Below are 13170 nucleotides of genomic sequence, written 5' to 3' on the forward strand. Positions count from 1 at the left end.
CGGTCACTCCAGCGGGACGGACGTGCGGGACGGATCCCGCAGGTCCGTCCCGTGCGTCAGCCACCGCTCCTGAAGCGCCTGGGCGCCGTGCACCCGCTTCCAGGCGGCCTCGTTGGGCGTCATCGGCAGCAGCGGCAGGAACCGTACGGGTTCGAGGGGCTCGTCGAGCTCCAGGTCCTCGACCAGACCGCCGGGCTCGGCGACCAGTACCGAGGTGAACGGGGCACCGGGCCACAGGGGTTCACCGACGTCGAGGGAGGCGCCGGGCGCCACGACCACACCCTCGACCTGCGGGGACGCGGCGAGGACCGCGAGCGGGCGGAGCACCTTGTCGGTCTCGGCGAGGCCGCCGCGGACGGACAGGACCAGCTCGGCGCGCGGGCCCCTGACGGGGTCGGCGAGCACCGCGGTGGGGTCGCCCATCGGCTGTGCGGACATGCCGAGCGTGGCGTAGCGGACGACGTCGCCCTCCTGGAAACGCAGCACCTCGAGGCGGTCGGTACCGACGAAGGTGACCGCGGCGCGCGCGTCGGGTTCGCCCAGCGCGGTGCGCAACCGGGCCTCGACCAGAGGAAGAACATCTGCCATGCCGCGAGCATAGAACTCGCCAGTACAGGGCAAAGCAGCGCCTTGACACTTCGGTCGGCTGCTAGTCTTGCCCGGTGGTTCGGGGCAGCACGCAGAAGCGTCGCGATCGAGTCCCGACGCCGACGACACTCCCCTGTGGGGGTTCCCCCGAAGGGGGTTGGATCGTCCCTCACGAGGGACCGGCCGGAGGAGGTGGGGCTGCAATGGACCGAAGTCGACCGTGCAGTAGCACCCGCTCTTCCCGCCCCTGATGTAGCTGCTCTGGCTCTGGCTGGCTGCCACCTCTCGCACTCGCTTCACCGCGGAAGAGCGCTTCGTTTCGTTGTACCTGATTCGTCTGATCCGTCTGATCCGCGTCAGTACCTGTATCAGTAGCGAAGCTCGCCACCGCGACGGTGCGGTGCTCCCCGCTTTGTGGACGTGCCAAACATCTTTTCCCTGCCTTCGACGGCGGGGACACCCCTTGTAGGACGTCCCCATTCCGGGCAGTTCCACCCGTCAGCGGGCGGCCTTTCGTTGCTCGTTCGCGAAGGAGCCTGCCATGTCGATGATCCGCGACCTGCGTGCCGTGGTCCGCCCGTCCCGCCCCTCCCTGCGCAAGGAGAGCGGCGTCTACGACACCACCCGCGACCCCTCGACGCCCTCCGCCGTCGTCGACTGCGCCGTCTACCGCGACGGCGCCCGGGTCGAGACGGCGAAGCCGCTCACCCCGCACGAGGCGATGCGCCAGGTGCGGCGGGACGGCGGGTTCGTGTGGATCGGCCTGCACGAGCCGACCGAGGCCGAATTCTCCGGTATCGCGGGCGAGTTCGGGCTGCACCCGCTGGCCGTCGAGGACGCCGTGCAGGCCCACCAGCGGCCCAAGCTGGAGCGGTACGACGACTCGCTGTTCACCGTCTTCAAGACCATCCACTACGTCGAGCACGACCAGCTCACCGCCAACAGCGAGGTCGTCGAGACCGGCGAGGTCATGTGCTTCACCGGACGGGACTTCTTCATCACCGTCCGGCACGGCGGGCAGGGCTCGCTGCGGGCGCTGCGGCACCGCCTCCAGGACGACCCCGAGCTGCTCGCCAGGGGCCCCTCGGCCGTGCTGCACGCGATCGCCGACCACGTCGTGGACGGCTACATCGCGGTCGCCGACGCCGTCCAGGACGACATCGACGAGGTGGAGACCGAGGTGTTCTCACCGGGGCGCCGGGGCGGGGTCTCGCGCGGTGTGGACTCGGCGCGGATCTACCAGCTCAAGCGCGAGGTGCTGGAGTTCAAGCGGGCGGTCTCGCCCCTGCTGCGGCCCATGCAGCTGCTGAGCGAGCGGCCCATGCGGCTGGTCGACCCCGACATCCAGAAGTACTTCCGGGACGTCGCCGACCACCTGGCCCGGGTCCAGGAGCAGGTCATCGGCTTCGACGAGCTCCTCAACTCGATCCTCCAGGCCAACCTCGCGCAGGCGTCCGTGGCACAGAACGAGGACATGCGGAAGATCACCTCGTGGGCCGCGATCATCGCCGTACCGACGATGGTGTGCGGGGTGTACGGCATGAACTTCGACTACATGCCGGAACTGCACTGGAAGTACGGCTACCCCGTGGTCATGTCGGTCATGGTGGGGATGTGCGTGGGCATCCACCGCACGCTCAAGCGCAACGGCTGGCTGTGAGCGCGCGTGGATAGGCTGCTGCCATGACAAGCGAGCTGCTCGGCCAGGCCCTCGTCGAGGAGGCCACGAAGAAGTCCGGCCTCATCTGGGTCCGGGGCCCCGTCGGCCCGGCCCGCGCCCTGTGGCACGTGTGGCACGAGGGCGCGGCCTGCCTGGTCGGCGACGGGCCCGGCGAACAGCCGCTGCCGGGACTGGCCGCCGGCGCCGACGCCGAGGTGACGGTCCGCAGCAAGGACAAGGGCGGCCGCCTGGTGTCGTGGACGGCGAAGGTGGTGGAGCAGGCGCCCGGGTCACCCGAGTGGGAGGCGACGGTCGCGGAGCTGAAGGGCAAGCGCCTCAACGCCCCCGACGGCGAGGCGATGACGGCGCGCTGGGCACGCGAGTGCCGGGTGCTGCGCCTGGAGCCCACCGGAGCGACGGCGCCGCTGCCCGCCGACAGCCTGGCCGAGGCGCCACTGCCGTCACCGGCCACCACCCGCCTGCCGGCCCCCGCCGGTCTGCCCCGCCTGCTCCTGAAACGGCGGGGGCGCGGCCGGCCCAAGCCCTAGGTTCTGCCGGGTCAGGACGTCGGCAGCTGCTTGCCGTAGTCCACCGTGTCGCCGCTCGCCGGTGCCTTCACGGCGAAGTCCTGCCCCCAGTCGGAGAACCTGAGCGTCCCGGCGCCGCCCGCCCGCGCAAGGCGCAGCGGATACGGCTTGCCCTCCAGGGAGACGTCCAGGGTGCCGCCGGAGCCCTCGTCGCCGGTGATGCGGATGGTGCGGACGCCCGCCTGCTCGTGGTGGCCGTCGGTCGCCAGCTCGCCGTGCAGTGTCAGCAGACCTTCGAGGAGGACGTCCTTGTCCGTGAACCCGCTGAACTTCTTGTACGCCGGGTCGCCCTGCGGCACCTTCACGAACTTGCCGCCGAGCTTGTCGGCCGCCCCGGTGTCCCCGTCGCCGTCCGCCTGGTTCCAGAACCCCGCGTCCGCCTTCAGGTACAGCCGCTCGCCGATCCGCAGCAGCCGGAACGCCATGCCCTGGGAGGTGACCGAACCGCTGCCGCCGTCGGACTTGAGTCGCATGTCGAGGGTGTACGTACGCCCGCTGGTGACGACGCTCCCGGAGAGGTGGACCGCCTCGGCGGCCTCGGCGGCCGTCCGCGTCCGGGACTGGATCTGCCCGGGCTGGAGTTTGCCGACCCCGTTGGTGCCGGCGTCCGGATCGTCACCGCCGCATCCCGTCAGCCCCGTTCCCGTCACCACCAGGGCGCACACCGCGCCCGCCAGTGCGGTCCTGCGGGTACGGCGCCGGGAGATCGCAGTCACAGGTGGGTGCCTTTCTGACGGGGGTCCGGAGCGGCGTACGGCAGCGTACCGGGGCGGTGGCGGCCGAGCGGAGTCAGCTCGTCCGAAGCGCTCACCAGGGCGTATCCGAACGGGACGGGCTAGCCTGAAGCCCACCCGAGCGGGCAATGGGGATAAGACACCCGGCATCGGGACACCCGGCGGAAGCGGAGCACTGCGGCAGGACATCCCACAGGACTCTCCTCACGACACCGAGCACGCAGTACGCGATACGCGGTACGAACCCGCACGAAAAGGAAGCACAGTCATGGCAGCGGGCGTCCCGCGGATCTTCGTCTCGCACCTCTCCGGCGTCGCCGTCTTCGACCCCAGCGGCGACCAGGTGGGCCGGGTGCGCGATCTGGTCGTCGTGCTCCGGGTGGGGCGACGGCCGCCCCGGGTGCTCGGACTGGTCGTCGAACTCTCCACGCGGCGCCGCATCTTCCTGCCCATGACCCGGGTCACCGGCATCGAGTCCGGCCAGGTCATCACCACTGGCGTGCTCAACGTCCGCCGCTTCGAGCAGCGGCCCACCGAGCGGCTGGTCTTCGGCGAGCTGCTCGACCGGCGCGTCACGCTCGTCGAGACCGGCGAGGAGGTCACCGTCCTCGACGTGTCCGTCCAGCAGTTGCCGGCCCGGCGGGACTGGGAGATCGACCGGGTCTTCGTCCGCAAGGGCGGCAAGGGCGGCGCGTTCCGGCGCAAGGGGGAGACGCTCACCGTCGAGTGGACCGCCGTCACCGGCTTCTCCCTGGAGGAGCACGGGCAGGGCGCGGAGAGCCTGCTCGCCACCTTCGAGCAGCTGCGCCCCGCCGACCTCGCGAACGTCCTGCACCACCTCTCCGCCAAGCGGCGCGCCGAGGTCGCCGCCGCCCTCGACGACGACCGCCTCGCCGACGTGCTCGAGGAACTGCCGGAGGACGACCAGATCGAGATCCTCGGCAAGCTGAAGGAGGAACGCGCCGCCGACGTCCTGGAGGCCATGGACCCCGACGACGCGGCAGACCTGCTCTCCGAGCTGCCGGAGGAGGACCAGGAGCGGCTGCTGAGCCTGATGCAGCCCGCCGACGCGGCCGACATGCGGCGCCTGATGTCGTACGAGGAGCACACCGCGGGCGGTCTCATGACGACCGAGCCGATCGTGCTGCGGCCCGACGCGACCGTCGCCGACGCGCTGGCCCGCGTCCGCAACGCCGACCTGTCCCCCGCCCTCGCCGCCCAGGTCTACGTCTGCCGGCCGCCCGACGAGACGCCGACCGGCAAGTACCTGGGCACCGTCCACTTCCAGCGACTGCTGCGGGACCCGCCGTACACGCTGGTCAGCGCGATCATCGACGACGACCTGCAGCCGCTGGAGCCGGACGCGGCCCTGCCGGTCGTCGCCGGTTTCTTCGCGACGTACGACATGGTCGCGGCACCCGTCGTCGACGACGCGGGAGCGCTGCTGGGCGCGGTGACGGTGGACGACGTACTGGACCACATGCTGCCGGACGACTGGCGCGAGACGGAGTTCCACCTCGACGAGGGCGAGGGGGTGACCCCGCATGACTCCTGAGCGCGAGAGCGGCCGCGACCGCACGCCCGCCGGCGCGACCGCCGCCACCCGGCACCGCCCCCGGCTCGACCAGCCGCGCCCGCCGCGCCGCCGGCTCGTGCCGGAGTGGGACCCGGAGGCCTTCGGCAGGCTGTCGGAGCGCATCGCGCGTTTCCTGGGCACCGGGCGGTTCATCGTCTGGATGACGATCGTCATCATCGTCTGGGTGCTGTGGAACATCTTCGCGCCGCGTGACCTGCGCTTCGACAACTACCCGTTCATCTTCCTGACGCTGATGCTCTCGCTCCAGGCCTCCTACGCCGCCCCGCTGATCCTGCTCGCGCAGAACCGGCAGGACGACCGCGACCGGGTCAACCTGGAGCAGGACCGCAAGCAGAACGAGCGGTCGATCGCGGACACCGAATACCTCACCCGCGAGATCGCCGCCCTGCGGATCGGCCTCGGGGAGGTCGCCACCCGCGACTGGATCCGCTCGGAGCTGCAGGACCTGGTCAAGGAGCTCGACGGCAGGCACGACGGCCACGGCGGGCGCGACGCTCACGAGGGTCATGTCGTATTCCCGGCAGAACGACCGCACGGACGTGACGTAGACGACCGCTGACGGGGCTTACCGGCGCCCCCGTGCGGCGCCGTACCATCGTGGTTATGGCTACGGAAGACGCGGTGCGCGAAGCACTGTCGACGGTGAACGACCCCGAGATCAACCGGCCCATCACCGAGCTGGGGATGGTCAAATCGGTGGAGATCGGTGCGGACGGAGCGGTCGCGGTCGCGGTGTACCTGACGGTCTCCGGCTGCCCGATGCGTGACACCATCACGCAGCGGGTGACGGATGCGGTCTCGCGCGTCGAGGGCGTCACGCGCGTCGACGTCGAACTCGACGTGATGAGCGACGAACAGCGCAAGGAACTGGCGACCGCGCTGCGCGGCGGCCAGGCCGACCGCGAGATCCCCTTCGCCAAGCCGGGCTCGCTGACCCGCGTGTACGCGGTCGCGTCCGGCAAGGGCGGTGTGGGCAAGTCGTCGGTGACGGTGAACCTGGCGGCGGCGATGGCCGCGGACGGGCTGAAGGTGGGCGTCGTCGACGCCGACATCTACGGCCACTCCGTGCCCCGCATGCTCGGCGCCGACGGCCGCCCGACCCAGGTCGAGAACATGATCATGCCGCCGTCCGCGAACGGCGTGAAGGTCATCTCGATCGGCATGTTCACCCCGGGCAACGCCCCGGTCGTCTGGCGCGGCCCGATGCTCCACCGGGCACTCCAGCAGTTCCTGGCGGACGTGTACTGGGGCGACCTGGACGTGCTGCTGCTGGACCTGCCCCCGGGCACGGGCGACATCGCGATCTCGGTGGCCCAGCTGGTCCCGAACGCGGAGATCCTGGTGGTGACCACCCCGCAGCAGGCGGCGGCCGAGGTCGCCGAGCGGGCCGGGTCCATCGCCGTGCAGACCCACCAGAAGATCGTCGGCGTGGTCGAGAACATGGCCGGGCTGCCCTGCCCGCACTGCGGCGAGATGGTCGACGTCTTCGGCACGGGCGGCGGCCAGTCGGTGGCCGACGGCCTGACCCGTACGACGGGCGCGGCCGTTCCGGTGCTCGGCAGCATTCCCATCGACGTCCGGCTGCGGGAGGGCGGCGACGAGGGCAAGCCGGTCGTCCTGACGGACCCGGACTCCCCGGCGGGCTCCGCGCTGCGGGCCATCGCGGGCAAGCTGGGCGGACGGCAGCGCGGGCTGTCGGGCCTGTCGCTGGGAATCACCCCGCGCAACAAGTTCTGACGGACGGACACACCAGGACCCCCGGGGAGCATGGGCGCCCCGGGGGTCCTGGTGTACGTCGTCGTGTCCGTCGTCGTGTCCGTCGGCCCACGGGGGCGCCACGGTCGGGGCCCCGGCTACGCGTACGCCGAGATGTCCTTGATCATGGCGAAGCCGAGTCCGTACGCGCTCATGCCCCTGCCGTACGCCCCCACGTGCACGCCCGCCTGCGTCGATCCGGCCAGCACCCAGCCGAACTCGGACTCGCGGTAGTGGAAGGGCGTCGGTACGCCGTCCACGGGCAGGGACAGCGTGGACCAGTCCTCGCCCGCGAGGTCGTCGGCGAGGGCCCACGCGGTCTCGGTCTGCTGGTCCAGCCAGTCGTCGCGCAGCGAGTGGTCCATCTGGCCGGGCCAGGTGAAGGACAGCAGCCCCACTCCCGCGAGCCAGGCCGCCGAGGACACCGAGGTGGCCTCCAGAAGGCCCGTGCCGTCCGCGCTGCGCCGCACGGGGTTGGCCGCGACGGTCACCACGACCGCGAACTTCTCCCGGTCCTCCGTGCCCTCGTTGCGTACGGAGGGCTCCTCACCGTGCCCGATCGAACCGTGCTCGACGGCCCCGTCGGCCGCCGTCCCGACCTGCATCAGCCAGCGCGGCCCCGTGAAGGCCTCGTCGAGGCCGTACCACGGGAAGGGCGCCAGGAGGTAGCCGTCAACCGTGCGCCGGGCGGAGGGGACCTGCTGTGCACCCTCCGCGGCCGGCGTCTGCGCGACCGCTCTGCTCGTCGTCTCCATTGGGCCGGACGCCTCCTCGCTCTCGTCGGATCGGAGCGGCCCGCCCCCCTTCGGGCGTACTCGTCCGGTCCGCACAACAACTCGGCAGCATAGCCACCCCGCCACGGACAGCCGGGAAACCGCCCGCCGCGTGGCCTCCCGAATCGCCCAGGGGGCCGGGTCGAGGCCCTAGGACCGGTCGGCAGACGTATGAAACGCGTCACGTACGGCGGTGCGGACGACCTCGGACGGCGACGCGTACGACGTGCTCGTGAGCTCGGATGGCGTGCGCGCTCAGAGGGCGCACGCTCAGCGGCCTACGGGCTCAGGGAGCGTGCGGGCTCAGGGAGCGTGCGGGCTCAGGTGGCGTCCGCGTCGTAGGGCGGCCGGTCGTCGTCGCCGGGGTTCTCGGGCTTCTTCGTCATGTCGACGCGGCCACCGGAGGAACCGGACGAGGAGGGCGAGGACGCGTCCGTGTCGCGGCTGTGGACCGCGTCGGTGACCTCGGCCATCTCCTTCTTCAGGTCGAAGCCGTTGCGGATCTCCTTCAGCCCCAGCTCGTCGTTGTCCAGCTGCTTGCGGATGAACGTCTTGGGGTTGAGGTCCTCGAACTCGAAGTCCTTGAACTCCGGGCCGAGTTCCTGCCGGATGTCCGCCTTCGCGCTCTCCGAGAACTCGCGGATCTTGCGCACCGTCCGCATGACGTCCTGGATGACCTTCGGGAGCTTGTCCGGACCGAAGACGAGCACGGCGAGGACAACGAGCGTGACCAGCTCGAGCGGTCCTATGTCATTGAACACCTGAAGCTCCTTGCGATGTCCTCGGTCCGCGGCCCTCGGTGGTCGGTGCGGTCTTCCGTGGTCCGGGCCGGGTCCACGGTACCCGGCGATCCCGTACGACCGGTACTGTCCCGAGCGCTCCGAGTGGTGGTACCTGAGTGGTTTTCCGGCTTGTTTGCCTTGTCGGGCCTCGTGTGGAGCGGGCGGCGGAGCCGTTGGTGTGAGGTTTCTGTGATTCTCGGGCCGGTGTCCCGGCGGCTCCGGCTCAGCCGCCGTCGGCGGAGCCGAGGACCAGCGAGATCCTGCGTTCGGCGCCGTCGCGTCGCACGGTCAGTTCCAGTCGGTCGCCGGGGCGGTGGGCGCGGGTCCTCACGATGAGCTCCTCGCCGGAGTGGACCCGTCGGCCGTCGACCTCGGTGACGACGTCACCGGCCTTGAGCCCGGCCCGGTCCCCGGGGCCGTCCTCAGTGACCGGGGAGCCCCCGTCGCCGCTCTTCGTGCCGACCCGCGCGCCGTCGCCCGAGTAGTCCATGTCGAGGGTGACGCCGATCACCGGGTGGCTCGCCCTGCCGGTGTTGATGAGCTCCTCGGCGACGCGCTTGGCCTGGTTGACGGGGATGGCGAAGCCGAGGCCTATCGAGCCGGCCTGAACGTCGTCCGTGCCGGTGCCGCTGTCGGCGGACCGGATGGCCGAGTTGATGCCGATGACGTGGGCCTCGGCGTCGAGAAGGGGCCCGCCGGAGTTGCCGGGGTTGATGGGGGCGTCGGTCTGCAGCGCGTCCACGTACGAGACGTCGCTGCCGTCACCGCTCTCGCCGCCGGCCGTGATGGGCCGCTCCTTGGCACTGATGATGCCGGAGGTGACGGTGCCCTCCAGATCGAAGGGGGCACCGATGGCGACGACCGGATCACCGACCCGGACGCCGTCCGAGTTGCCGAGGGCCATGGGCCTGAGACCGCTCACCCCGCCGACCCTGACGACGGCGAGGTCATAGCCGCTGTCCCGGCCGACGACCGTGGCCTTGGCCGTGTCCCCGCTGTTGAAGGTCACGGATATCGCGCCGTCCTGCCCGGCGGACTCCACGACGTGGTTGTTGGTGAGGATGTGACCCCGGTCGTCGAGGACGAATCCGGTGCCGGTGCCCGACTCCCCGTCGCCGGACTTCCCGGTGCCGGTCACGTGCAGCGTCACCACGCTGGGCAGCGCGCGGGCCGCGATCCCGGCCACGCTGTCCGGAGCCCTCCCGGCGGGCGCCGGCGCGGCCTGCGGCAGCTCCACGTCCCCGATGCCGCCGTTGCGCTCCAGATACGCGCCTGTGGCTCCTCCGACGCCCCCGGAGACGAGCGCGAGCAGCACGGCTCCACCGACGAGAGCCTTCCGAGCCCGCCCCCGTCGCTGCTCCCTGCTCGGCGAGGCGGCGCCGGTCTGCTGGAGCGGGGCGGGGACGGGCGCCCAGGGGTCGTAGTTCTGCCAGGGGGTGGAGAGGGCCGGGGCGGGAATGTCGTCTGCCGGGGCGGGGGTAGGGGCGGGGGCCGGAGCGGGAGGTGATGGTTCGTGAGGTGCCGGGCTCGCGGTGCCGCGCGTGGCCGCGGCCGAGACCGCGTGGTGCTGCTCCGGCGGGGCGGGGACGGGCGACGTCGCCGCGCCCCCGGTCGTTGCGGGCATGGCGTCCGCCGGGACGGGTCGGGCCAGCTCGAAGTCGTCCCCGGGACCGGGACCGGACCCGGATTCGAAAACGGAACCGGAACCTGACCCGGAGGGCGCTGTCCCGCCATGGCCGGTCGAGATCGGACGTTCGAGTTCGAAGTCGCCCCCGGCGGTGCCGATCGGCATCGGCACCCCGGCGTCGTGCGGCTCCGCCTCGTACGGTTCCGGGACCGCCGCGGCTCCCTTGACCGGCCCCGCGGGGTCCTGTCTGCGAGGACGGCTCCACCACTTCGCCCGCGTGGGCTTCCCCTCGTTCACTGCTCTCCCCACAGCTGGTGCCCCGGACCTGTCCCTGGATTCAACCAGGTTCGCGGGCGACCGCGCAGAGGCCGGTCAGCGGGAGAAAGCGGAGGAGGAAGGGGAGGAAGTGGCGTCGGGGACGGGCGCGGCGAGCAGGCCCGGGGCCGTGAGCTCCCCGGCCGTGGACCAGGAGGTCAGGGTGAGCGGCGGGGTGGCCGTGAACGGACGTATGAGCGGGGACATGACGGCGGCACCGGCCATGACGGGCGCCGTCAGGGAGTGCACGGCGTCCTCGGCCCGGCTCAGGCCGGTGGCCGTCATCCCGGGCAGCAGCGGCGCGGACACCGCGGTCGAGGCCACCGCCGGGACATCGCCCAGCGAGGCCTGGCCCTGCCCCTGTGTGAGCAGCGAGCCGGTTCCCCGGCGGCGCTGGCTCTCGGGGGCTGCGGCCGCCCCGGTGCCCTGGGAGCGGGCCGGGGTGACATTGCTGCCGGCGCCGGTGCCACCACGGGCTTCCGCGGCCGTGTCGGCCGGTACGCCGGTGCTGACTCCGCCGAGCGCGATCGCGGCCAGGGACACGGCCCCGGCGGCGGCGAACGCGAACCGCATGCCGCGCGAGGCCGACCGGTCGGCCTCATGACGGCTGACGTCGTGGATCCGGAAGCCGCGGTCCGCCGAGGCGGCGGGCAACACGGAGCCGTGCGGCCGCACGGGGATGTAGTTGAACTCGAAGCGCTCCGCGCGTCGCAGCCCGAACGCGCCGGAGACTCCGGCGCCACCGGGGCGCCCGGGCAGCCCGGCGAACCCTCCGCCGGGCGGCGGGGACTGGCCGTCGTCGGGGCCGCCTCCACCGGGGAGTTCCTGGAGGCGGGCCAGGAAGCTCTCGGAGGGCGGCGGCGGGGCCGCCTCCGCGAAGACGTTCTTCAGTCGGCGCTGGGCGTCGGCCTCGGCCTTGCATTTGGCGCAGGTGGCCAGGTGTGCGAGGACGCGGTCGCGTGACTCGTGACCGAGCTCTCCGTCCACCAGGGCGGCGAGTCGGTCGCCCAGGTGCTGCTCGGCCAGAAGCCGCTCTGCGGAATTGGGTCGTGTTCCACTCACGCGGTCGCGCCCCCTCCTCCCAGAGCGGGCACGCGGGCCATGAAGGAACGGCGCTCGGCGCGGGCTTCGGGCGAACGGTGCGCGAGGGCCTTGCGCAGCTGCGAGCGGCCGCGGTGGATACGGGAGCGGACCGTGCCGAGCTTGACGCCCAGGGTCGCGGCGATCTCCTCGTACGAGAGTCCCTCGATGTCGCACAGGACCACCGCGGCGCGGAACTCCGGGGCGAGGGTGTCCAGCGCCTGCTGCACGTCCGCGTCGAAGTGGGCGTCGTTGAAGAGCTGCTGGGGGGACGGCTCGCGGCTGGGCAGCCGCTCGGCCGCGTCCTCGCCCAGCGCGTCGAAACGGATGCGCTGCTTGCGGCGGACCATGTCCAGGAAGAGGTTGGTGGTGATGCGGTGCAGCCAGCCCTCGAAGGTGCCCGGCGAGTACGTCGACAGCGAGCGGAAGACGCGGACGAAGACCTCCTGGGTGAGGTCCTCGGCGTCGTGCTGGTTGCCGGTCAGGCGGTAGGCGAGCCGGTAGACCCGGCCGCTGTGGGTGCTGACGATCTCCTCCCACGTCGGAGGAGTCCACGCCGGCCCGTCCGCGTCGGTCGTGAAGGTCGCGGTCTGGGCGTGGTCAGCGGCGTGGCTGTGGTCAGCAGCGGTGTCGTTCACGGATCTCGGCCTGCCCGCCGATCCGAGAAGGCGCCTCAGCGCTCCTCCCCGATCCACAGACGTAGCCGCACCTCCCCTGTCGGCTCTGATGGTGTCCAGCGGAGCCCCTACCATAGCCACCTCGCCCGTTAGCTCCGGATAAGCGGTTTTACGAGAAATTGATGTGTGCTGGTACCGCTCGTGTGCCTGCGTCGGCAGTTGCCTGAGCACCGGCCCCTCATCGTGATCCAACCGTGTCCCCCCGCGTCGTCTCCCACCCCTCTAAACGCCCGGTCCCATCAGCAGGTTCCCGGCGGCAACGGATACAGTCACGCCCAGGCAACCACGGGGACAGGAGAGGGTCATTACCGGCAACCGGCAGACAAGCTGGGCGTTCGCCGACGCCTATGTCGCCGAGGACGAAGCGCTGCGCTGGGCCCGCGACCGGGCCCGTGAGGCGGGGCTGCGCTCGGTGTCGCCCGGCACGGGCGCGGCGCTGCGGTTGCTGGCGGCCTCCGTGGACGCGAAGGCGGTGGCGGAGATCGGCACCGGCACCGGTGTCTCCGGCATCCACCTGCTGCACGGCATGCGGCCGGACGGGGTACTGACCACGGTGGACCCGGAGCCGGAGCACCAGCAGTTCGCCCGCCAGGCCTTCCGCGCGTGCGGTTTCGCCAGTAACCGGGCCCGCTTCATTCCGGGCCGCGCGCTGGACGTCCTGCCCCGGCTCGCGGACGCCGGCTACGACCTGGTCTTCTGCGACGGCGACCGCCTGGAGTTCCTGGACTACCTCGCTGAATCGTTGCGCCTGCTGCGCCCCGGTGGCCTGGTGGTCTTCGAGGGCGTCTTCGCCAACGGCCGGACCGTGGACTCGGGTCCGCAGCCCACCGAGGTGCTGCGTCTGCGGGAACTGCTGCGCGCGGTGCGCGAGAGCCAGGAACTGGTGCCGTCACTGCTCCCTGTGGGTGACGGACTGCTGTGCGCGGTCAAGCGCTGACCCCCTGAACCCTGCTCGACGGCGGAAAACAATCGCCCCGGCACCGCGTACGGTGCCG

Annotated in this window: 13 protein-coding genes; 6 read left to right on the forward strand and 7 right to left on the reverse strand. The window is 71.7% G+C overall.

Annotated features, from left to right (window positions below; translation table 11 throughout):
* Positions 1-3: 3 nt before the first annotated feature.
* Complete coding sequence (locus OG985_RS17535) at positions 4-588, reverse strand: suppressor of fused domain protein (RefSeq protein WP_371669282.1); 585 nt, start codon at positions 586-588, stop codon at positions 4-6.
* Positions 589-1129: 541 nt separating this feature from the next.
* On the opposite strand from OG985_RS17535, the gene OG985_RS17540 reads away from it, so the two are divergent.
* Both OG985_RS17540 and OG985_RS17545 read left to right on the forward strand, forming a co-directional pair.
* Positions 1130-2248: a magnesium and cobalt transport protein CorA gene (locus OG985_RS17540; RefSeq protein WP_371669283.1), complete on the forward strand. Its 1119-nt coding sequence runs from the start codon at positions 1130-1132 to the stop codon at positions 2246-2248.
* Between the two features lie 23 nt (positions 2249-2271).
* Positions 2272-2796 carry a hypothetical protein gene (locus tag OG985_RS17545; RefSeq protein ID WP_371669284.1) on the forward strand — a complete coding sequence of 175 codons (525 nt, stop codon included), beginning with the start codon at positions 2272-2274 and terminating at the stop codon, positions 2794-2796.
* An 11-nt stretch (positions 2797-2807) separates the two neighbouring features.
* On the opposite strand, the gene OG985_RS17550 is transcribed toward OG985_RS17545, so the two are convergent.
* Positions 2808-3551 (reverse strand): hypothetical protein, encoded by a 744-nt coding sequence (locus OG985_RS17550; RefSeq protein ID WP_371669285.1) that lies wholly within the window; start codon positions 3549-3551, stop codon positions 2808-2810.
* A 286-nt stretch (positions 3552-3837) separates the two neighbouring features.
* Here OG985_RS17550 and OG985_RS17555 point away from each other — a divergent pair, with 286 nt between their 5' ends.
* Genes OG985_RS17555 through OG985_RS17565 form a run of 3 tightly spaced genes read left to right on the forward strand, consistent with a single transcriptional unit; the run spans position 3838 to position 6903 of the window.
* Entirely contained in the window at positions 3838-5124 is a 1287-nt protein-coding gene (locus OG985_RS17555; protein ID WP_371669286.1) for a magnesium transporter MgtE N-terminal domain-containing protein, read from the forward strand.
* A complete protein-coding gene (locus OG985_RS17560; protein WP_371669287.1) occupies positions 5114-5725 on the forward strand; it encodes a DUF1003 domain-containing protein in 612 nt (203 codons plus the stop codon). Before OG985_RS17555 ends, OG985_RS17560 begins: the two co-directional genes overlap by 11 nt.
* Positions 5726-5769: 44 nt before the next feature.
* Positions 5770-6903 carry an Mrp/NBP35 family ATP-binding protein gene (locus OG985_RS17565; RefSeq protein WP_371669288.1) on the forward strand — a complete coding sequence of 378 codons (1134 nt, stop codon included), beginning with the start codon at positions 5770-5772 and terminating at the stop codon, positions 6901-6903.
* A 116-nt stretch (positions 6904-7019) separates the two neighbouring features.
* On the opposite strand, the gene OG985_RS17570 is transcribed toward OG985_RS17565, so the two are convergent.
* The 5 genes from OG985_RS17570 to sigE all read right to left on the reverse strand — a co-directional run bounded on the left by OG985_RS17570 (position 7020) and on the right by sigE (position 12250).
* Positions 7020-7676, reverse strand: coding sequence for a hypothetical protein (locus tag OG985_RS17570; protein WP_371669289.1), 657 nt, complete (start codon positions 7674-7676; stop codon positions 7020-7022).
* Positions 7677-8014: 338 nt separating this feature from the next.
* Positions 8015-8455, reverse strand: coding sequence for a sec-independent translocase (locus OG985_RS17575; protein WP_371669290.1), 441 nt, complete (start codon positions 8453-8455; stop codon positions 8015-8017).
* Positions 8456-8699: 244 nt separating this feature from the next.
* On the reverse strand, positions 8700-10400 hold the full coding sequence (locus tag OG985_RS17580; protein WP_371669291.1) for a trypsin-like peptidase domain-containing protein: 1701 nt from the start codon (positions 10398-10400) through the stop codon (positions 8700-8702).
* 75 nt (positions 10401-10475) lie between these two features.
* On the reverse strand, positions 10476-11480 hold the full coding sequence (locus tag OG985_RS17585) for an anti-sigma factor (RefSeq protein ID WP_371669292.1): 1005 nt from the start codon (positions 11478-11480) through the stop codon (positions 10476-10478).
* Entirely contained in the window at positions 11477-12250 is a 774-nt protein-coding gene (gene sigE / locus OG985_RS17590; RefSeq protein ID WP_371669293.1) for an RNA polymerase sigma factor SigE, read from the reverse strand. The genes OG985_RS17585 and sigE overlap by 4 nt, the downstream gene beginning before the upstream one ends.
* A gap of 163 nt (positions 12251-12413) precedes the next feature.
* Here sigE and OG985_RS17595 point away from each other — a divergent pair, with 163 nt between their 5' ends.
* Positions 12414-13112, forward strand: a complete 699-nt coding sequence (locus OG985_RS17595; RefSeq protein ID WP_371674403.1) for an O-methyltransferase — start codon at positions 12414-12416, stop codon at positions 13110-13112.
* Positions 13113-13170 lie beyond the last annotated feature (58 nt).

Source organism: Streptomyces sp. NBC_00289 (genome assembly GCF_041435115.1).
Taxonomy (GTDB): Bacteria; Actinomycetota; Actinomycetes; order Streptomycetales; family Streptomycetaceae; genus Streptomyces.

Coding starts and splice junctions, on each gene's coding strand:
- OG985_RS17535 (WP_371669282.1), bottom strand. CDS start 588: ATGGCAGATGTTCTTCCTCTGGTCGAGGCCCGGTTGCGCACCGCGCTG.
- OG985_RS17560 (WP_371669287.1), top strand. CDS start 5,114: ATGACTCCTGAGCGCGAGAGCGGCCGCGACCGCACGCCCGCCGGCGCG.
- OG985_RS17570 (WP_371669289.1), bottom strand. CDS start 7,676: ATGGAGACGACGAGCAGAGCGGTCGCGCAGACGCCGGCCGCGGAGGGT.
- OG985_RS17545 (WP_371669284.1), top strand. CDS start 2,272: ATGACAAGCGAGCTGCTCGGCCAGGCCCTCGTCGAGGAGGCCACGAAG.
- OG985_RS17555 (WP_371669286.1), top strand. CDS start 3,838: ATGGCAGCGGGCGTCCCGCGGATCTTCGTCTCGCACCTCTCCGGCGTC.
- OG985_RS17540 (WP_371669283.1), top strand. CDS start 1,130: ATGTCGATGATCCGCGACCTGCGTGCCGTGGTCCGCCCGTCCCGCCCC.
- sigE (WP_371669293.1), bottom strand. CDS start 12,250: ATGGTAGGGGCTCCGCTGGACACCATCAGAGCCGACAGGGGAGGTGCG.
- OG985_RS17565 (WP_371669288.1), top strand. CDS start 5,770: ATGGCTACGGAAGACGCGGTGCGCGAAGCACTGTCGACGGTGAACGAC.